Source organism: Nostoc sp. CENA543, from assembly GCF_002896875.1.
In the GTDB taxonomy this organism is placed as follows: Bacteria; Cyanobacteriota; Cyanobacteriia; order Cyanobacteriales; family Nostocaceae; genus Trichormus.
Genome location: NZ_CP023278.1, coordinates 1,571,961 through 1,591,482, shown reverse-complemented (window position 1 = coordinate 1,591,482; position 19,522 = coordinate 1,571,961). Strand labels below are relative to the sequence as shown.

Annotated in this window: 12 protein-coding genes; 4 read left to right on the top strand and 8 right to left on the bottom strand. The window is 43.4% G+C overall.

Features of this window, described 5'->3' with window-relative positions; genetic code table 11:
- Nucleotides 1–151: 151 nt before the first annotated feature.
- Together CLI64_RS06660 and CLI64_RS06655 are read right to left on the bottom strand one after the other, a co-directional pair.
- Nucleotides 152–1,135, bottom strand: a complete 984-nt coding sequence (locus tag CLI64_RS06660) for an SDR family oxidoreductase (RefSeq protein WP_103136472.1) — start codon at nucleotides 1,133–1,135, stop codon at nucleotides 152–154.
- 200 nt (nucleotides 1,136–1,335) lie between these two features.
- Nucleotides 1,336–1,440 carry a PetM family cytochrome b6-f complex subunit 7 gene (locus CLI64_RS06655; protein WP_103136471.1) on the bottom strand — a complete coding sequence of 35 codons (105 nt, stop codon included), beginning with the start codon at nucleotides 1,438–1,440 and terminating at the stop codon, nucleotides 1,336–1,338.
- A gap of 269 nt (nucleotides 1,441–1,709) precedes the next feature.
- Between CLI64_RS06655 and pdxA the strand changes: the two genes are divergently transcribed.
- Entirely contained in the window at nucleotides 1,710–2,792 is a 1,083-nt protein-coding gene (gene pdxA / locus CLI64_RS06650) for a 4-hydroxythreonine-4-phosphate dehydrogenase PdxA (RefSeq protein WP_103136470.1), read from the top strand.
- 167 nt (nucleotides 2,793–2,959) lie between these two features.
- Here pdxA and CLI64_RS06645 read toward each other — a convergent pair whose 3' ends face one another.
- Together CLI64_RS06645 and CLI64_RS06640 are read right to left on the bottom strand one after the other, a co-directional pair.
- On the bottom strand, nucleotides 2,960–5,617 hold the full coding sequence (locus tag CLI64_RS06645) for a tryptophan 7-halogenase (protein ID WP_157943210.1): 2,658 nt from the start codon (nucleotides 5,615–5,617) through the stop codon (nucleotides 2,960–2,962).
- Nucleotides 5,602–7,104 (bottom strand): tryptophan halogenase family protein, encoded by a 1,503-nt coding sequence (locus tag CLI64_RS06640; protein WP_157943209.1) that lies wholly within the window; start codon nucleotides 7,102–7,104, stop codon nucleotides 5,602–5,604. The genes CLI64_RS06645 and CLI64_RS06640 overlap by 16 nt, the downstream gene beginning before the upstream one ends.
- A gap of 355 nt (nucleotides 7,105–7,459) precedes the next feature.
- Here CLI64_RS06640 and CLI64_RS06635 point away from each other — a divergent pair, with 355 nt between their 5' ends.
- From CLI64_RS06635 to CLI64_RS06625, 3 genes are all read left to right on the top strand, one after another.
- Nucleotides 7,460–9,217 (top strand): MBL fold metallo-hydrolase, encoded by a 1,758-nt coding sequence (locus CLI64_RS06635; protein WP_103136467.1) that lies wholly within the window; start codon nucleotides 7,460–7,462, stop codon nucleotides 9,215–9,217.
- Entirely contained in the window at nucleotides 9,135–11,618 is a 2,484-nt protein-coding gene (locus tag CLI64_RS06630) for a lantibiotic dehydratase (RefSeq protein WP_157943208.1), read from the top strand. Before CLI64_RS06635 ends, CLI64_RS06630 begins: the two co-directional genes overlap by 83 nt.
- Before the next feature lie 181 nt (nucleotides 11,619–11,799).
- Complete coding sequence (locus CLI64_RS06625; RefSeq protein ID WP_157943207.1) at nucleotides 11,800–13,299, top strand: MBL fold metallo-hydrolase; 1,500 nt, start codon at nucleotides 11,800–11,802, stop codon at nucleotides 13,297–13,299.
- A 62-nt stretch (nucleotides 13,300–13,361) separates the two neighbouring features.
- Here CLI64_RS06625 and CLI64_RS06620 read toward each other — a convergent pair whose 3' ends face one another.
- From CLI64_RS06620 to CLI64_RS06605, 4 genes are all read right to left on the bottom strand, one after another.
- Nucleotides 13,362–13,595, bottom strand: coding sequence for a hypothetical protein (locus CLI64_RS06620; RefSeq protein ID WP_103136464.1), 234 nt, complete (start codon nucleotides 13,593–13,595; stop codon nucleotides 13,362–13,364).
- Nucleotides 13,596–13,818: 223 nt separating this feature from the next.
- Entirely contained in the window at nucleotides 13,819–16,458 is a 2,640-nt protein-coding gene (locus CLI64_RS06615; protein ID WP_103136463.1) for an NHLP bacteriocin export ABC transporter permease/ATPase subunit, read from the bottom strand.
- Entirely contained in the window at nucleotides 16,451–18,697 is a 2,247-nt protein-coding gene (locus CLI64_RS06610) for a CHASE2 domain-containing protein (protein WP_103136462.1), read from the bottom strand. The genes CLI64_RS06615 and CLI64_RS06610 overlap by 8 nt, the downstream gene beginning before the upstream one ends.
- Before the next feature lie 29 nt (nucleotides 18,698–18,726).
- Complete coding sequence (locus CLI64_RS06605; RefSeq protein WP_157943206.1) at nucleotides 18,727–19,437, bottom strand: DUF928 domain-containing protein; 711 nt, start codon at nucleotides 19,435–19,437, stop codon at nucleotides 18,727–18,729.
- Between the last annotated feature and the right edge of the window lie 85 nt (nucleotides 19,438–19,522).

Sequence of the window (19,522 nt, the reverse complement as noted above, 5' to 3'; positions counted from 1 at the left end):
ATGCTTTTTCTTATGTAATCCTTACACATTTTGGATCACGAGTCATTAGTGTAGAGTCAAAAGTCAAAAGTCAACAATCATTTAGTCAATGGTCAACAGTCAACCTTTAACAGTAATTTGCTCCTATGTCTAATGCCCTGTTTGCCCAAAACTATTGACTATTAACTTTTTTAAACGGGGTCTTTTTAGATTTTTGCTTTTTAGTCTTCTCGTAATCTAGCTCTTTGAGCTTTTTCATAATCCGGTTGAAATATTCTTGTAAGTAACTTTCTAAAGTTGCTGTCTGTTCTTTTTCTAGTCCAAATACTTGATAAACTTCATCCATTGGCGCGTTCAAAGGCTTACCACTCGCCAAAACTTCTGTAAATGCTAGTCTATCTGCTACGTTCAGTCCCCACTGGAAGAAGCTAGCAATGCGGCGCACAGTCCTCAGCAGGCCGATTGGCATTCGTCGTACTTTGGCTTCTTTACCAGATAAGCGTTCACATAAACTGATAATTTCTTCTGCACTCCAAGCACGAGTTCCCACCACAGGGAAGGCTTGTTTTTCGGTTTCTGGGACACTCAAAGCACGCACAGCAAACTTAGCAATATCTAGAGTATCCATATAAGCGACTGGTGAGGATTCACCAGTTACCCAAACGGGTTGCCCTTCTAAAATAGGTATGCCATATTGACCGATTAATCCTTGCATAAAACCGGCCAAGCGCAAAATTGTGTAATTAATTCCAGATTCAGCTAAATATAGTTCAGTACACCGCTTAATCTCCATCAGGGGGACTTCTGGGTACTTGTCAGCATCAAGGATAGAAAAGAATATAAAACGCTCTACACCCGCAGCTTTTGCGGCTTGGATTAAAGCTACTTGACCTTGCCAGTCTACTTGTTTAATAGTCAAGGAATCTGTGGCACGGGAGGTAGCAGCATCAATTACGGCTGTCACACCTTCTAGTGCGGCTGTGAGGGTTTCAGGGTAACACAAATCACCTTTTACTAGTTCTGCACCCCACTCTTTCAAAAAAGCTGCTTTTTTAGCACTGCGAACTAGACAACGTACCTTATATCCCTCATCGATCGCACGACGAGCCACTTGTCTTCCTAAAGTGCCAGTAGCACCAACTATCAATAATGTCATGAGGGTATTAACAATTTTTAAACTTTTATGAAAAGAATCTTAACAGAATTGTATCTGTAAACAAAAGTTTACTTCTTTTTAAGGAAATCGTCATGAATACCGAGAGACTATTTGAAACAGCGTTGTCCGGTTGGCGGACACGCTATTTTTTCGTGTAGAGAGTAAAATTGTGGTCTCTCGTTAACGGTTATCAGGTAAAATTATTCTCCTGCACCTTGGATCTTCAACAACAAAGCACCTAAAGCCCAGCCTACGAAAATCAGGCTGAAAGGTAAGATAGCTGCTGTTAACATTTCGCTGCTCATTGGTGTATTCTCCTTTGTAAATAGTGGATCTGTAAGGGCAGAAGACCAAACCACATGATGATTCTCATGCTTGGTGGGGCTACTGATTAGGATTAGACCTGTGTAAATAATTCTAAACCAGTTTGATGGTCAATCTCTAATATTGGTCAATAGTCAATAGTCAATAGTCATTAGTTATTAGTTCTTCTCCCCTGCTCCCTGCTCCTTTTCCCCAATCCCCAATCCCCAGTCCCCAACCCCCAGTCCCCAATCCCCAACCCCCAATCCTTATGTATCCAATTAATCAAGATTTGGCGGTAAGTTTACAACAGCGTCCACGTTTGGCGATTACTATGGGAGATCCGGCGGGTATTGGCCCGGAGGTGATTTTAAAGGCTTTGGCAAATCCTGAAATTGATCAAAACTGTGAATTGACTGTCATCGGTAATCGGAATTTGCTGGCACGAATCTATGAAGAACTGATGACTGAGAATTTAACGCCTTTGGTGAATCCCTCTGAGTTAAATGTTCTGGATGTACCATTAAATACAGATATTCATGACGAAATTATTACAGGTGTGGGAAATGCAGCTAGTGGTGCCGCTAGTTTTGCTTATATGGAATATGCGATCGCACAAACTTTAGCTGGTGCATTTGATGGAATTGTGACAGCACCAATTGCTAAATCTGCGTGGAAAGCCGCAGGTCATCACTATCCAGGACAAACAGAATTATTAGCCGAAAAGGCTGGTGTGACAAGGTTTGGGATGTTATTTGTGGCGCGATCGCCTTACACTGCTTGGACACTCCGTACTTTATTAGCTACTACCCACATTCCCCTGTCGCAAGTTGCAGATGCGCTTACACCAGAGTTACTAAGCAAAAAGTTAGATTTGTTGGTGGAGTGTTTAGAGCAAGATTTTGGCATTACTCATGGGAGAATTGCGATCGCAGGTTTAAATCCCCACAGTGGCGAACAAGGACAATTGGGGACTGAAGAACAAGATTGGTTGATTCCTTGGCTAGAGTCAGAACAGCAAAAACGCCCTAGTTTTCAGCTAGAAGGGCCAATTCCCCCTGATACAATGTGGGTTAAACCTGGTCAAGCTTGGTACGGTATTTCTCAAGCCAAAAATCCCGCCGACGCTTATTTGGCACTTTATCACGACCAAGGTTTAATTCCTGTGAAGTTAATGGCTTTTGACCGCGCGGTAAATACTTCTATTGGTTTACCTTTTGTTCGTACTTCTCCTGATCACGGAACAGCATTTGATATTGCGGGTAGGGGAATCGCTGATGCTACTAGTATGAAAGCCGCTATAGAGTTAGCGGTTGAGCTGGTTAATCAAAGGAAATTAGTCAATAGTCATTAGTCATTAGTCATTAGTCATTAGTCATTAGTCATTAGTCATTAGTCATTAGTCATTAGTCATTAGTCATTAGTCATTAGTCATTAGTCATTAGTCATTAGTCATTAGGAAACAGAATCTTGAATTTTGTAGCTTGCTTCCCGTAGGGTATTTTGAATTTTGAATTGATATCACGCTGGTAGCCAGGTGTGTAACCAACTATCTCGACGTTGGGCAAAGTCGTATAGCAAATCTGGTCTTTTTTCTCGCAAGCATTTGAGGGCTTTGTGTTGGGGTAGGGCGGTTTTAGCCAGTCCTTGGAGAATTGCCATTTGGCGTTTCCAGGTGGCTGCATCTTCCACGGGTTCTACAAAGCGTGTGGGTACTTGCTGCCCAACTAACAAAGTGTCGTAGGAGTGATCATCCGAGAAAAACTCTGATGGATGCAGTGTATAAAATAGGGAATTGCGGTAAGACAGGGGTGCGCGTTCTTGAAATAACGCTAGACGTTCTGCTGCACCAGAAATATCTGTGTCTTTATTGGCTGCTTCCCAGAAGGGAGTAGAGAGGCGGTGATTAAATTTGTAGTGGATTCCCAAAAACCAGCGTAGCGCATCCCAACGGTCGTTAATTTTGCGATTGAGTGTAGATTTAATCGCCTCATCACGTTTTGAAGCTGGTAGGTTAGTCATTAGCAGTTCTAATTCCAGCACAATCATATGTAGTGCTGTTGATTCTAAAGGTTCGACAAAACCGTAGGAATTACCGATCGCCACAACATTACCACGCCAAAAATGCTCATGTCGTCCAGAGCGAAACTTCACTACCCAAGGTTCACTCATCCCCGGATTTTTCGCCCGCATTTCTGCTACCGCCTGTTCCACACTACAGAAGGCAGATGAAAACACATAGCCTCGATGGTCGGCATCTTCAAAGGGTATATTCCAACACCAACCATTATTCATGGTTTCCGCTAGGGTGTATGGTTTGATAGTGCCGTTATGGGGAACAGTGGCAGCGATCGCCTGATCAGTGAAGAGTGTATCCTGATAACTGACGAATTTTGAGCCAAGTTTCTGCTCTAGTAAGAAGGAACGAAACCCAGAACAATCGATATATAAATCGTAAGCTAGTTTGCGCCCATCGTTGGTGATTAAATGGGTGATGTTTTCGCCATCAGGCGCAAGTTGAGCATCACAAATCTGCACATCTAAATGTTCAATCCCAGATGCTAAGGCTTCTTCCTTGAGGTAGCTGATGAATCGGCGATTATCTAGGTGATAAGCCCAGCGCACTAGATGTAGTAATGATAACGGCTGACCATCACCCCGATCAAAAATAGGGGCGCGATCGCTACTCATCAACATTGCCCCCAAGGACTGATTATTCAACGTAGCATCATAGAGGACTGATTCTAGCAAGCGTCCCCGTTGAAAGGGAAATGTAAAATCATAATCATCGGGTAGTCCCCATTGAAATTTAATGCCCAATTTCCAGGTAGGCGCGACTCGCCGATAAAAATCAACGATGTCCAACCCTAAAAAGCGGGGACTATGGAGAAACTTCACCAGTTCAGGCGTTGTGGCTTCCCCCACACCAATGACTGGGATGGCACTCGATTCCAGCAATGTCACTTTAATATTTGGATGGAAGGCACGAAAAGCCAAAGCTGTTAAATATCCTGCCGTACCACCACCTAAAACTCCTACTGTTTGGTAACTATCGGCGGCTGGACGGATATTAGCTTGCAGGGGATTAGGCCAAATTCTACCGATTTCCTCAGCCGCAGCTGCGATCGCACTTGTTGACAACACTCCCAACGGTGCATCTAATTGGGGTGTACATTCTTGACATTCTCCACTGGGAAACAGCCTTTTGACAATGCGATCGCCCTGGTGATTAATTTTGACAACGCTATTAGCGCGAGTTGGTGTGAAAGTAGCCAAAACTGCGATCGCTTCTTCAATACAAGCTTGGGCTATTGTTGTGACTGGGGGTGTAGGGGTGTGGGGGTGTGGGGGTGTAGGGGAAAGAAGAGGGGTTGACAGGTGTGGCAAAATCTCATTTAAGACTGAGGGAATCGCTTCCAAGGTGACGACTCGACAACCAAAACAAGCTGTTGCACCTTTAATCACTGTGGGGCCGATGAGTGCTGTGTCTGGGGAAGCAGTGACGAATAAACACGGTTTCCCAGTGGCTAAGGCTGATTGATTGACATCAAAAAGGGCTTGATATGGTACACCTTCCAAAGCACAGACAATAAAGTCGAATTGTGCCAAAATTTCACAGAGTTGAGCAACAGTCACAGCGTCTACATGATTGTGGGGTAATGTGAAATAGCCGTTAAAAATTACCCGTTCTTGCTGAAAAGTGACGAATTCTGGCGTTTGACAGGAAGCGAAATCTGTAAAATGTAAAGCGCGACAGTTTTGAAAGCCTGCGTCAGTGAAACTGTGAGTGAGAGTATCTAGTAATTGGTGATTGCCTAAAATAGCGATCGCCTTTTGCTTGATGTCATCGGGAACAGTGGGCAATTTCCAGCCTTGATTTTGGGCTGTGACTTCAGTGGTTAGTGATTCCTCTAAGATATGCAGTTGAGTTAAAGCGGAAAGAATTTCCTGTAGGTAGTGGCGATGATATTTATTTGCTAGTTCAACATAAATTGATTCTAGGGTTCGCACGCCATCAATTAGTGTGAGTAACTCGCGGATAGTATCGGGCTGAATGCCTTCGAGGGCGAATACATCATTACCTACCCAACTACACACCTCACCCGCCGGATTGAGGAGTAAATGAGCATTGGGATTAATGCGAGGTACTGAGGGAATGGTATTTATGAACTCAGCCATTGACATTTCCTTTCCTTCACAACCTGAATTGCCTCATGAATTGATAAGGCGTTGTCACAATTTTTGATGAAATAGTTTTTGACTTGTCGCCAATAATCTAAATCTAAGGTGTCGTGTTTGTTTTGATACTCTGTTGCCACCCGTTGACCCATCAGCAGATTTAGATAACCGTTATATCCAAAAACACTATTAGGACGGAGGAGAATTTGACCTATGGGTGACGGGCCATTGTTTTGAAAAAAGTCTACGATCGCGGCGGCTTCACCAATATCAGTATGCTGTTGACAGTGTTGCCAAAATTCCGATTCTACATAGTGATTGAACTTAAAATGAATCGATAAAAAGTCACGAATATCATCCCACTTTTGAGCGATCGCCCGATTTGCCAAATTAATTAACGCTGGGGTGGGTCGTTGGTCTGAATCAATTAACACATCACATACACATTTAATGGTTTCGCCAATCATGTGTAATCCTGTTGATTCTAAGGGTTCAACAAAACCTGACGCATTACCCACGGCGACCACATTCTGCACCCAAAATCGTTGATGTCGTCCTGATTTAAACCTAATCTGACTAAAATCATCACTCATCAGGGGATTTTTTTGTTTCATCTCTTGCAGTGCAGCATCATCACTGATGAAAGCAGATGAATAGACATAGCCCCGATTGACACGATCCTGTAAATCAATTTGCCAACACCATCCCGCCTGCATAGTTTCGGCTGTGGTGAAAGGATAGATCGAATCATCTCGCATCCATGTCCCTGTGACAGCCGAATCACAGAATAAGCTAGTAGCAAAACTACAAAAAGGTTCTTGGAGAATTTCCCCTAGCAACGTAGAACGAAAACCAGAACAATCAATAAACAAATCACCGGTTACACTTTTACCATCTTGCAAGCGTAGTTGGTGAATATCGCCATTTTCAGCAACTGTAATATCTACAACAGGCTGATCAATAATCTTAATCCCCAGTTCTAAAGCTCGCCTTTCTAGATACGCCACAAAACTAGAATTTTCAATATGGTAGCCAAAGCGTTCATCAATGACAAATTCCCCATCTTGGCGACGGAAGCAAGGCGATTTACACTGCTCCATCAACAGAGAGTAAATACTAGAGTCTGTTGTGGAGTCTACACAATAATAAGCCGTGCTTTTTTGCAAAACAGCCAGTTTATCAGCCAAATGAGTTACAAAAGGATAGTTGAAGTGAGACTGGCTAGGATCACCCCAAATAAACTTAATTCCCAGTTTCCAAACGGGTTGGGTTTCCTCGTAAAATTGCTCACGATTTAATCCCAGATACTGATGTAGAAACCAAGGTATCCAGGCGGTAGTTGCTTCACCAACTCCAATAATGGGAATATTAGTAGAATGGACTACCACCACATTTAAAAATGGCATTTTGACCTTGAGGGCTAAGGCAGAAAGAAAACCTGCACTACCTCCGCCGAAAACTACAACATTTTGTATGATCTTTTCCACACGAATAACTCAAAAATATCAACTTATTTATCAATAATTTTTAAGAAAGGTAGACAAGTTTTGATGTCTATGTCTTCATGTCAGACTGACAGTTGAGAAGAGAGCTAAATATAGCATAAATAAATATTTTTGCTATAACTTCATCTCACTCAATAGAAATTTTAGCTGCGGTTAAACACAACTTAATAACTTAAAATTCATTTACAAACGCTCTCTAATTAGATTTAGCAATTGTTTGTCACCAATCTTATCAATAGATTCTAGAATTTCTTCTTAAATTACTTAAAGATTTATACTGCTCATGAGACAAATCGGATAGGATTTGCTGACAGTATAAGATACGGAAATAACTATAATGCGTGTCACTATCTGTGGCCATGCTGCTTTATATATCGAAACTATTGATCAACGCATCTTGCTTGATCCATGCTTTGCTGATGAACTTGTGGGCGGAACACTCACCTACTATCCCGGTCGGGTATTTAACTTAGATAAACTGCCAGACCTGACGGCTATAGTGGTGACTCATGGACACTTTGATCATTTTCATCGTCCAACACTAGAAAAATTGCCCCGTGAACTGCCTGTAATTACAGCCGATGAGCCGGAACTGTTGGCACAGCTACAACAGATGGGATTTGCCGATGTGAGAGTCTGTCAACCTTGGCAAGCGATCGCCCTCGGACAAACTCACCTGCTCCCCACGCCTTCCGACCACGAAGAACCAGAGTTTGGGTTAGTGGTGCGGGATGTGACAGGGACATTTTGGCATATGGCAGATGCAGAGGTAACGGTAGAAATAGGCGATCGCCTCACCCAAGCCTATGGCGCAATTGATCTGATTTCTACTAAGTATCAGCCAGTAGTCCGGGCTAGCATGGGCTATCAGCATGGTATGGGGGCAACGTTTGACAGGGAAGGGGTAGTTAGTTGGTTAGAAACGGCTTGTGCCTGCAACCCGGCTTTAATCTTCCCCTACGCTTCCGGGCTGTGTTTTAGTGGTCGTCACGCCTGGTTTAATCGTTATGCGTTCCCCTTAAGTGCAGAAGAGACGGTGCGCTTGTTGCAACGTCGCCTTGGCTCTCCAGAACGAGCAACAACGGTGCGTCCTGGTGATGTGATTGAACTTCAGGCTCGTCAGCATCCCCAGCGACATGAACAAGCAGCTGATTTCGTCCAAGTCAAGCCATCTCCGGTATTGCGTTGGCAACCAGTCGATATCAGCACCCTCACAGGACTACCAACACCGCAAGCACGGCGGACTCTACAAACACAACTAGAGGCATTATTACTCACAGGAAAATTTGTCTCATGGCTGCAAAGCATAGTCAAACATACTGATACCATTTGGGCTAAATTTCCCTCTGAGCAGGTTGTTTGGCAATTGGTGGTTCATGCTGGAGATGGCGAACTGTTAAACTATGCCATTGATTTTCGCTCCCAAGATTTGGCTGTGGTGTCCGGTGAACATCCAGAAGCCAACTTCTTTACTCATATTGCCGGACAAGCTTTGGCAGAGGTGATGACTGGTGCCAAACCAGGGCTAATTTTTTGGCTAGCTGGGGAGGTGCGGAGTTATGAAAAAGTAATCTGTATCCGCAATGGTCGTTTTGCCGCTCCCCAGTGGCCGAGTATACCTGAAGATTTCCCCTCCGATCCCCTGACTTACTATCTCCGTCATTTTGGGGCAGGAAACATCCCCAGTGAGCAGGTAGAGACAGCACCGAATTCTCTAGCAAGTCCCGATGATATTCAGATTTTGACGCGTTTGGGGGAAAACACAGGAGTCATCAGCAAAAAAGTTCTCTTAGCTTATTTGGCGGTGAAAGAAGCAGAACGTTTAGGGCTGAATATTTCTGATGCGGAAATTCAAGCCATGTCTGACTCCTTTCGAGAGCAATTTAATTTGCAAGATAGCCAAGCTACAGAGCAATGGTTAAAGGCAGCAGGATTAAGTCTAGAAGCATACTCAGCCGTGATGCGAGATTTTACTGCCGTCCTGAAGTTAGAGCAGCATTACACTAGCGTCATTGAGCCGTGGCTGGCCAATCATCGCCGCGTGGCTACAGCTCGTTATGCGCGATCGCATCCAGACTCAACAGACAATGAATAATCAGCCAAGATTTGAGTTTGCCCCGGCTGCTATCTTACGGGCTGCGGCTTGGCCTATCGAAACGATTCAAGGTTTCGGAAATCCAGAACTCGCCCAATTGGCACTCACCGCCAGCCGCAGTCAGGATGCTCACACCTGGAAAGAATACACAGATGCTTATCAACAGGTACACGCCCAAGAGCGTGAAAGACTGTGGCAAATTACCGCAGGCGATTCTTGGTTTATGAAAGCATTGCTGTTGTCCAATCCATCCCTTTTTACAGAGGTACAACGTGGGCTACCACTCAGAGAAGGGAAACGCACCAAAAAAATCCGCCATCTAGAAACAGCACTGTATCGTTTTTTAGCCAGGGCGGCAGGACGCACAACACCCTATGGTTTATGGGCTGGTGTGGGTTTAGTCGAGTTGGGCAAGACAGCACAGCAGATATCAACAAAAGCGGAGTATTCCTTTACACCTGATTTGCGTCCTTGGCAAAGGATATTGCGAGCGATCGCCCACCGTACAGAATACCGTCAAGCGGCAACTTGGCGAATCAATCCTACCTTAAAGCGGCAAACGGACGGCTCTTGGCGTTTTTGGGCAAGAAAGCCTGATGGCTTAGTCGAACAGCGTGAAATTGATTCCCAAGAAATCGTAGATGTGATTTTGGGAGAACTCACAAAATTAGAACTGGGAACATTAGATCAACTATCCACAAAAATAGCCGCCTCACCTCACTGGCACTATGCAGCCAAAATACAAGATATTCTGAGTATTTTCATTGATGGAGGTGTACTTGTAGGCGGACTCGACCTACCCTATCAATTTGCCAATCCTTGGCAAGCCTTAGTTTTAGTAGCAGATAAGCTGATTGAGCCAGATCGCCATCTTTGGGACAAAGCTATTCAACAGATACAGCAACTGAGCAATACTCTAGTGGCGCAGCTTGAGGTGATGTCTGTGGATGCACTAGCAGAGTATCTACAACAAGCCAAGACATATATTCAGGAACTCGCCCAAGGTCTTAGCGTTGAACTCATTCAGCTACCTGATCCAGTGCTGCACTGTGATTTGGAGTTACCACTGCGGATTACCCTTGATGAGACGCAGCAAAATATTTTACTGCAAACACTCCAAGACTACGAAGACTGCTGGATTCAGGGCATTAGTCCAGCCTCAGCCTTGCGGATAGCCTTCCGTGAACGAATGCAACAAGAATTTGCAATGGGTGTAGCTCTTGGTGATCTTAATTCCAGCCTAACTTCCCAGATGACCAAGGCTAATAGTTATCCCGCAGTTGTCACCCGCATAGTAGAGTGGGAAAGCTATTTATCTCAAAACACAGAGGAAATAGTTCTAGAACCTAGTAACCATAAGCTCAACTCTCCTCTTTCTCAAGCCCCTTTTGGTTGCTTGTTTGTCAGTTTATTTGCAGGCGCAACTGTAGAGACATTGCATACAACATCTCTACATATTCCCCCTTCCCTACAAGGGAAGGGGGTTAGGGGGTTAGGTTCTTTTAGTCACACCCCCACACCCCCACACCCCCACACCCCTAAACCCCTAGAATTTTTAGTTAATGGCATTGGTGATGAACCCGTGCGAATCTTTGCCCGGTTTAGCGAATTACTCAAGTGTGATCATCTACTGCATTCTTGGTTTCAAACCAAACTGGAGGATTTAGCAACCCAACATCAAATTCAGGTGGCAGAACTACAAACTCCCTTTGAGCATAACCCCAATGTTTTAGCTCGTCCTAATTTCGGGATTGTGCCGATTGAATTGTGGGGCGCAAGTGCAGAAACTCCATCTCTAACTGATGCCAAAATTTTTTTTGATGCTAAAACACAGCTACCTTTCTTAAAGCTGCCTGGCTTTGCTAATCCAGTAGCAGTATTTTGGTTTTCCTCAGCTGCGATCGCAAATTTTGACCCCATCTGTGAGCAGTTACTTTGGACTACCTTTCAAGATCACCCGATGGCGGTGTTTCGTGCTGCTACACAGCCAATGCCGATTGAACTCACCGCACCCCGATTTACCCCCCGTGTACGCCTACCAAAAAACGCTATTGTGCGTCCCCGTCGGACTGTTTTGAGTGGGCAAACTTTAACAGAACTTGCCCAAATGCCCGCAATAGAGCGTTTTGCTAAGTGGCAACAATTAGCAGCTACATATGGCTGGCCGATGCTGCTGAATCTACAAATTGCTGGTCAATATTCACTTTTGATACATCGAGATAGCCCCCTAGCAATAGAGTCCTTTTTCAAAAAAAACTTACCAGCACAAACCCCTTGGCTGATTGTCGAAGAGTTAGTTAATCAACCCTGGCTAGTTGACTCCCAAGGACAACATTACATGGTAGAACTAGCCATACCGTTTGCCAGAAGTGAACACGGGCGGGGGAAATTAAAAATCTAGCTTGAAAGTGGGGAGTGCTGAGTGCTGTTAGCGGAAGCGGGGCGTTAGCCCGTGCTGAGTGGGGAGTTAAGAGTAATTAGTCAATTAGTCTTTGCTGCTTCTGCTCCCCCTGCCCAATGCCCCATGCCCCATGCCCAATGCACAATGCCCCCTACCCCATGCCCCATGCCCCATACCATCTATGACACTTCGCAGATTAAGTAACAAAATTAGATTCCAACTGATTTATCAGGACGAAACAAAATTTGGCAGTGCTGTCACTGGACAATGCGACACGACCATCCGGCGTTACTGTAAAAGCATTATGGCACATCGTCAGCAATATGGACTGGCAGATGTGGTGGCGCATTCACGGGAATTACTAGCAGCAACCATGATTTCTGGTGGACTGGCAGATTTATATGCAAGTCCTGGGGTACTGCGAGAAGATTGGCTTTATCCCGATAGTCAAGCTGTTCAACCCGTCGCATTGCAATTGGAACACAATATTGGTGAAAGTATCGCCACCCTCAAACTCTCGCCCCATCTTTTATCTGATCTAGCTTCATATTTAGGGGAATGGCAACAAGGAAGTCATGCTCCGACTACAACCGTGGCTCGTGAGTTATGGGATGTGTTAAATGAGTATGGCGCACTGGTTCCAGAGGCTATGCCAGCAACGTCTCTATCAAGTCATGCTACCTTTGTGGGTCACTCAACTCTACAATTTAGTGATGGCAACTCTAGTATTTTGTTTGATCCATTTGTGTTGCCCAAGTCTGAGGTTTATCCACCCAACTATCAACCCCTCAGCCTAGAGGAACTAGGACAACCTGATGCCGTATTTATCACCCATTCTCATCCTGATCATTTTGATTTAGGCACATTGCTCAGACTTGGTGCTAACACACCAATCTTTGTTCCCCAAGTGCAGCGAGAATCTGTATTGGCAATTGATATGGCATTGCGGCTGCGTCAGTTGGGATTTGATAATGTTCACACCCTGAGTTGGTTTGAAGAAAGGCAAATTGGTGGGATGAGAGTTATCGCCTTGCCATTTTACGGGGAACAGGCCACTGTTGGGGAAGTCCTGCACCCAGAGATTCGTAATCAGGGTAACACTTATTTGGTTGAGTATTGCGATCGCCGTGTGGCACTGACTGCTGATTCTGGGCGTGATTATCTAGGAAATGTCAAAGAACTAGCAGCTACAGCCAAAGAGCGTTATGGTTCGCTTGATACTCTCTTTGGTGGCTATCGTGGTTTTGGACTCTATCCGATTCAGTATCTATTTTCCTCAGTGGCTCGCTATTTAACTTTTGTACCTGAGAAGATGTGGCAAGTCCGGCAAAAAATGATGTGCGATGCCGATGATGTCATTGATGTGGCTGAAATCTGGAATGCTAAACGTCTTGTACCGTACTCAGATGGGGGTGCGCCTTGGTTTTGGCAGCGTGGTCTTGGCCCTTGTCTAGACGGATCACAACCACACATTATGGCAGTTGATCCCACCCCAGACCATGTTTGTCAGGTAGCCAATCAGCGTTCTGGGACTCGCAAAGATGGAGCGATCGCGTCTCCCGTCTCAATTTGCCTGCTGCGCCCTGGGGATTCTCTCATGTTTTCACAAGCAGATATTTTAGTTAAAAATCAGTCTTGGCCTTATGTAAATTTTTCAGGCTCTAATACTAGAAAATATTAATATTTCAAACCAAGTAAATACCCTAAATATCAATTATTAAAGCTGCAATCATACCCTGATTTTTACCATTTGGATTGTAAGTAAAAACCGCGAATTCCGCCACCAGCAGTAGTTTGAGGTGTGCCTCTATTCGGAGCAATAAATGGTTGATTAGTTTTTAGCTGCGGCATTTGTAGCACAGGCGTTAACCCAAGTTGCGGTTCTGGATTTGCTTTTGTGGATACACCAGAAATAACAGATAATCCCAAAAAAATAGAAATTGATGTCACACTTAAAATTTGATTTAGAGTATTCATATATTTTATTGCTATTAATAAACACAACACTCTTTTGCAGAGTTGCAATGTCTTGCCCCCTACATAAGCGCATATTTTGTGTAGTTGAAAATCTCTATATATTTAAATTCACCAAATAGAAAAGGTTTTACGCAAACAATAACCACCCTCTATCTTTGGCTAATAAAATATGGGCATAGGAGCAAAATTTTCCCTACACCCCCACACCCTTACACCCCTTACCCTAAGCCATCTGTCGCGCCATCAAATTCGCAAATAATCCCTTCTGAGAAACTAATTCCTCAAACTGACCTTGCTGGACAACTCGACCAGCTTCAATTACATAAATTCTGTCGGCATTGCGGATGGTGCTGAGGCGATGGGCAATTACTATGCGCGTGACTCCTAAATTGTCTAAGCTGTTGCTGACTATAGCTTGAGTACGATTATCTAAGGCACTGGTGGCTTCATCAAAAATCAGGATTTTGGGTTTCAATACCAAAGCACGGGCTATTAATAGTCGCTGTCTTTGTCCACCAGACAGGTTTGTACCACCTTCGGAAATAACTGTGTGCATTTCCATTGGCATTAATTGAATATCATCCGCCAACCCGGCCATGCGTGCAGCTTCCCAAGCTTCATCCATTGTCACCAATGCGCCGCTAGAAATATTCTCAAAAATGGAAGCACTATTAATTCGTCCATTTTGCAGAACAACACCAATCTGTCGGCGCACTGCTGATATATCTAATCCTGATAAATCTTGACCATCGTAGTAAATTGTCCCGTCTTTTGGTGTTTCAAACCCCAACAACATCCTAATAATTGTCGATTTACCACTACCAGAAGGCCCTACTAAGGCAATAAACTCTCCCGCTTCGGCCTCAATGGTGACATCATCTAAATTCAGGGGGCCGTCTTCTCGATAACGAAACGTCACATGATCTATTTTGACTTTACCTGTTAACCTTCCAGGATCACTTTTGTTGAGGTCAATTTCTGGTTGTGCTTGAAAGATTGGTTTGGCTCGTTCCCAAAAAATGCTGATGTCTAATATGCTAACTATGGTGTTACTCAGTTGTGTTGCACCCAAGATGAAGATAGCGAAAGCTGAGTTAAACGCTAAAAATGTCCCTGTAGATAATCCTGCACTGCCTTGAAATGGGGCTTGTGTAATTAATACCACTGCCAGCCAAAAGATGATGATGGAAGTGATTGTTGGCATGACAGTATTAAATATAGCTAAGATGTCTTCTACTACTTCTGTACTTAGTTTGAGTTTGAGTTGCTGACTATACTTTTTTGCCCAGTAAGCAAAGGCGCGGTCTTCGGCACTGCTAACACGCAGTTTAGACACACCTGCAACCATCTGGACGGTAAAACCAAAAATTTCTCCTTCTATTTCTTCTAAAATACGCAATTTCTGGCGGGTAAGTATACCGGAGACAGTGGTAAAGATGATTGTCACCAGTGCTACTGCTAATACAACTAAAGCCAAACTAGAACTGTAGACAAACAACAACCCCAAATTCAGCAGGGAGAAGAAACTAGTAAAGATGGTGCGTAATACTGTGTCACCGAGTTTCTGACGAATTTGAGTGATAGCGGAAACACGAGATTGTAAATCCCCTATGGAATACTGCCGAAAGAAAGATACCCGCAAATTCAATAATCTATCCCAGAGGGCAGCTTGGGAATCTAAACTACCTTTACTGTCTAGTCGCAGTCCGGCAAACCCTTGGGCAGTTTGAAAAACCACTGTACCAAAAGTGGCTGCTAACAGACCTAAGCTGATTTGAAATAACAAGTCTCGGTCGGCATCGGGAATGACAGCATCAATGAGAATGGCGGTGGCTAAGGGCGTTAACATCCCTAGTAAGGCGGCGATTGTCCCTGTCAGCAGGATGATGATCAGTTCTCGGATCTGCCCTTTGAAAGCAAACTTTAACAAATCGATCGCAGTTAAATTTTGCTCAGGTAGGGAACGATAAAACACATAGGCAAAGGGAGCTAGTTGTTGCGCCGTATAATCATTGACAGGGATACGAGTATGATTTTCTGGGTCAAAAATTTCGTATTTTCTGGTTCCTACTGGTAAAATCGCTACAGGGCGATTATCTTTGTGCGTATATGCCAGTAGAGGACTAGTATCCTTTAGCCACCATTGATTGTTGAGTAATACTCGCCGCATCCGAAGGCGAGAGGCACGGGCGATCGCTTCTAGGGGTTCTTTAATCCGATTCATATCTTCGGAACGAGCCGGAGGCAAAATCTTCATCCCTAATGCCCTACCCACTGCACCTGCGGCAATTAATAGGGGTGTCCCAGTTTGTAACAGTTCCGCTTGTTTGGGTTTGAGAACTGATGCTAAGTTTCCTAAAGCACTAACTTTGACTTGATGATTAAGTTGTTCTCGTGCTTGGAATTGCTCTAATTTAGTGGCTAACTCTTCTTGTTCTATTTGCACGAGAATTTGACAAAAATCACTGTGCAGTTGATTGAGGGTTACTTGGATGCTGTCCCAATTACTCACCTGCTCAGGATGAGAGAATATAGGGGGAATGACACAGCGATCGCCTACACAACTACAGATATTTTTCCCCCAAGTCTGCACTAACTCCAGCGAACCTTGAGACTGATCAGTTAATTGCCACAGTACAGTCTCTTCCATTGCTACCGCTAAAATTTTATGCGTCTGAGTAGCTATGCCAAACAATGCTTCCCCTGGATTGACAGTAAATAGATAACGGCGTACTCCGTCAATTCCTTCGTGGATGGGAATCGCAAACAGGGCGATCGCACCTGATTTCATCTGCCAAACGGTGTGCGGATCGTCTAATAACAAGGACTGATTACTGGTGAGCAATAACTGGGAATCATTCATTTGGAGTTATGGCATTTTGCAATTGCATTGCTACTTCTGGGGGTATGTTAGTAAAGCGAATATAAAAACTATTTGGTTCTGCTGTTTTGTCTAAGACTTTAGCATAGATGTCTTCAGTGATTGGGGTATGAGGGGGTAGAAAAAAGTTTAATTTTAAATTGGTAAATGGTGGCAAAACTATAGGACTTATGGTTGAATCATGGCATATTTGCGCTCCTGTGGCTGACAGCTTAACTAAGTTCCCTCTGCTCACAGTTTTATCTACGTCTTTACCATCCAAAATTGCATACTGTAGGGGAATTGCGCCTGGTAGTTGCCAAAATATTTCTGCTTCTTTTACCAGATATAAATTGTATGCTCCAGCGATGCCACCAATTTCATATATTTTTATGGGTTGTGTCACCCCTTTGGCTTGTACTTCTTTAATGTCCAAAATTTGGGCGATCGCACCAACTTCATGAATAGTTGATTCGGAAACGAAAATTTGTCCGCCCACTGTATAAGATTCAATACGATAAGTTAAATTTACTTGGCTACCAATAACTCCATATTTAGTACGTTTTTCTGAACCAATATTACCTACTACTACTTCTGCTGTATTAATCCCAATACCCATTTCTAGTTTTGGAAATCCCATTTGCTGAATTTTTTGATTCACATCTGCCATTGCTAACTGCATGGCTACGGCACAAGCAATTGCTCTACTTGCATCATCATTTCTAGTAATGGGCGCGCCAAATAAAACTAAAATGCCATCACCCATAAACTCATCAATAGTACCTTGATATTGAGTAATGACATCTGCCATACATCCCAAATAAATATTAATAACTTTAATCACTTCTTCCGCCGATAATCTCTCAGATGTAGCGGTAAAACCCCTTAAATCAGAAGTGAGAATTGTGATTTTTTTGCGTTCTCCACCCAGCTTTAAACCTTCAGGATTTTCTAGTAAATTGGCGACTACTGCATCAGTCAGGTAACGACCAAATGTTTTGCGAATTGCTCCTGCTGTCCTCGCAATATAAGCAGTTACAGCAATTCCTGAACCAATTAATGTCATTAATGGTGGGACAAAAGGAATCCACCAACCTAATAAGAAAGCTAGATAACTAATACCTATGAGACTACATCCAGCCAGTAATAAGCTAATTATAGGGAACAGCGATTTTCTTTTAGAAGTACCACTATATCTTTGTTGCCAGATTAAGGTTGCACCAATCAATGACCACAGAAAGATCCATAACCATTCTTGCGGTTTATGCCAAGTTTTAATTAACGGCCGATTATCTAAAGTCGCACTTAAAATCTGACTGATAGCATGAGCATGAATGACTACACCTGCCATGCGTTTTGGTGCTGTTAATATTGTGCTGCTGGCAGGTGTATAAAATAGGTCTTTGAGACTTTCAGCCGTAGAGCCAATTAAGACAATGCGTCCCTTGAATAAATCCTGGGGTATGCGATTTTCTAACACATCTATAATTGATATTTGCTGAAAACTTGGGTGAGCATGACGATAATTGATTAGTACCTGATAACCCTGGTCTTCAGCTCGCACATAACCACCATCATTACTTTTAAATAAGGGGTAAATGACATTACCTGTTTTGACTAAAAAGTCATCGGTTTGTCCGACATCTATCTGGCGATCGCTCAAATCAAGATAAGCTAATTTAAAAGCAAAACTAAATATATTTTCTCCATTTTTATCAGCTAAATACAGTAAACTACGGCGAACTTTTCCATCCCCATCTAAAGGAAAATCATTTGCACCTACTTGTCCGATTTTTTTCAGTGCTGGTGGTGGTGCAACTGCTGAACTATCATCATTTTCCGCAACTTTCTGTATCCCAACTAAATTGGGTGTATTCTCAAAGATTTTCACTAATGAATCATGACCAGAACCCACTGGTAAATCTCGATATAAATCTAGACCAATTGCACTGGGTTTTTGTTGTTTGATATTTCCTAAAATCTTGGAAAGTAAGCCATCTGGTAGCGGCCAATTACCATTTTTACCGAGCTTCTGCACATCCGATTCATTAATTTCAACAATGACAATGCGCGAGTCTAGAGATTCTGGAGGACGTAATAGAAACATTTGATCTAATGCAGCTAATTCTAACATCTGCAATAGTCCACTCCATCGCAGAATCAATACGAATATACTGACGCTGGGTGCAGTAATTAAGATACCGCGCCATTGCCAAATTTGTTTTTTAATTTGACTCCACATGAGATTAAATCAAAATTAAATAAGAGCATTTAAAGCTGACTCCCACATTCACCTTTGTGGTTTTCTTTTAGAGTCTGGACATTTTCTAGAGATTGATTGAGCAAAGGTTGGGAAACTAAATCTTTTAACCCGACTGACTCTAGAAAGATTTGCCAATTAGCTGCTACTTTGCGATCGCTCGGAGATGCTAAACGTTGTTGTACTAAGGTATGTAACGCTTCGTGCCAAATGCCAGCATTTGCGTAAACTTGGGAAAGTTGCTGGGGATTTGTCTTGGCTAGCTGCTGGGATAAGGCTGGCGTGGCTGGGATACGTTCTACCCAACCATCTACAGTCATTTCTTTTTCTGCTTCTGGATTGCAGGCGATCGCAAAATACCAGTGATATTTTTTACCAATTTTTAGGCTAGAGGCGTTAGATGGCAACGTAAAACCGATAATTCCCGCTTTGTTAGGAAGTTTAACAGTTGTTTCGTAGACTACACCCTGATCATCTAGTATGGAAAAGTGTGCCGTTTGTACACTCATGTGCGGCACAAACCAGTAAAAACTAGGACGTTCAGCCAAAGTTAAACCGAATTTATTTTGCGGTATTAAAGGCTGTAAAGTTTCTTTACTTGCTAACTCACAAGAATCTCCACGACTTCCCCCGCCAGCAGCTGTGCGGGGTGCTTGGCGATTTGGGGGGATAAATTTCTGACTGATTTGCCAGTTTTGCCATCTCCGTGGTGATTCAGCCATGCCTCTGGGCAAACTAGAAATAATTGATATTTCTAGAAAAAGAGAAACTGCTATCAGATTTATAAATTTTTTTATCAAATTCATA

What these genes read in the sequence shown, in the direction of transcription:
- CLI64_RS06645 (WP_157943210.1), bottom strand. Translation starts at nt 5,617, where the DNA reads ATGGCTGAGTTCATAAATACCATTCCCTCAGTACCTCGCATTAATCCC.
- CLI64_RS06635 (WP_103136467.1), top strand. Translation starts at nt 7,460, where the DNA reads ATGCGTGTCACTATCTGTGGCCATGCTGCTTTATATATCGAAACTATT.
- CLI64_RS06625 (WP_157943207.1), top strand. Translation starts at nt 11,800, where the DNA reads ATGACACTTCGCAGATTAAGTAACAAAATTAGATTCCAACTGATTTAT.
- CLI64_RS06615 (WP_103136463.1), bottom strand. Translation starts at nt 16,458, where the DNA reads ATGAATGATTCCCAGTTATTGCTCACCAGTAATCAGTCCTTGTTATTA.
- CLI64_RS06610 (WP_103136462.1), bottom strand. Translation starts at nt 18,697, where the DNA reads ATGTGGAGTCAAATTAAAAAACAAATTTGGCAATGGCGCGGTATCTTA.
- CLI64_RS06620 (WP_103136464.1), bottom strand. Translation starts at nt 13,595, where the DNA reads ATGAATACTCTAAATCAAATTTTAAGTGTGACATCAATTTCTATTTTT.
- CLI64_RS06655 (WP_103136471.1), bottom strand. Translation starts at nt 1,440, where the DNA reads ATGAGCAGCGAAATGTTAACAGCAGCTATCTTACCTTTCAGCCTGATT.
- CLI64_RS06660 (WP_103136472.1), bottom strand. Translation starts at nt 1,135, where the DNA reads ATGACATTATTGATAGTTGGTGCTACTGGCACTTTAGGAAGACAAGTG.
- pdxA (WP_103136470.1), top strand. Translation starts at nt 1,710, where the DNA reads ATGTATCCAATTAATCAAGATTTGGCGGTAAGTTTACAACAGCGTCCA.
- CLI64_RS06605 (WP_157943206.1), bottom strand. Translation starts at nt 19,437, where the DNA reads ATGGCTGAATCACCACGGAGATGGCAAAACTGGCAAATCAGTCAGAAA.